The following is a 962-nucleotide window of genomic DNA, read 5'->3' as shown; positions in this document are numbered from 1 at the left end:
GTTCCCGTCAATTCCTTTAAGTTTCACTCTTGCGAGCATACTACTCAGGCGGATCATTTAACGCGTTAGCTGCGTTAGTGAAATTATTCCACCAACTAATGATCATCGTTTACGGCGTGGACTACCAGGGTATCTAATCCTGTTTGCTCCCCACGCTTTCGTCCCTTAGTGTCAATATATAACCAGTTAGCTGCCTTCGCCTATTGGTGTTCTTCCTAATATCTACGCATTCCACCGCTTCACTAGGAATTCCGCTAACCTCTTTATAATTCTATTTTGCCAGTATCCAAAGCGGACTGAAGTTGAGCTTCAGCATTTAACTCCAGACTTAGCAAAAAACCTACGGACGCTTTACGCCCAATAATTCCGGATAACGCTTGCGACCTATGTATTACCGCGGCTGCTGGCACATAGTTTGCCGTCGCTTTCTAATAAGGTACCGTCAAGATAAAATCATTTCCTATTCTATTTTTTCTTCCCTTATAACAGCAGTTTACATTCCGAAGAACTTCATCCTGCACGCTGTGTCGCTCCATCAAGCTTTCGCTCATTGTGGAAAATTCCTTACTGCTGCCTCCCGTAGGAGTCTGGGCCGTATCTCAGTCCCAGTGTGGCCGTACAGCCTCTCGGCCCGGCTAAACATCATCGTCTTGGTAGGCCATTACCCTACCAACTAACTAATGTTCCGCACCCCCATTTTTAAGTGAAGCTGTGAAGCTCCTTTCTATTACTCATCATGCGATAAATAACTATATCCGGTATTAGCTATTGTTTCCAATAGTTATCCCAGTCTTAAAGGTAGGTTAGGTACGTGTTACTCACCCATTCGCTACTGAATGTATTGCTACATCCCGTTCAACATGCATGTATTAGGCACACAGCGAGCGTTCATCCTGAGCTAGGATCAAACTCTCAAAAAATTGCGTGTTTAATAAATTGGTTTTGTTTTAATTTTAGATTCG

1 rRNA gene is annotated in these 962 nt (G+C 43.6%); it reads right to left on the bottom strand.

Annotation, left to right across the window (positions count from 1 at the left end):
• Positions 1-920 (bottom strand): 16S ribosomal RNA (locus FGE05_RS29570); the annotation flags it as partial.
• Positions 921-962 lie beyond the last annotated feature (42 nt).

Origin of the sequence: Pseudomonas sp. ICMP22404 (assembly GCF_006227205.1) — a bacterium.
GTDB lineage: Bacteria > Pseudomonadota > Gammaproteobacteria > Pseudomonadales > Pseudomonadaceae > Aquipseudomonas.
This window is presented reverse-complemented; position numbering and strand designations above follow the sequence as displayed.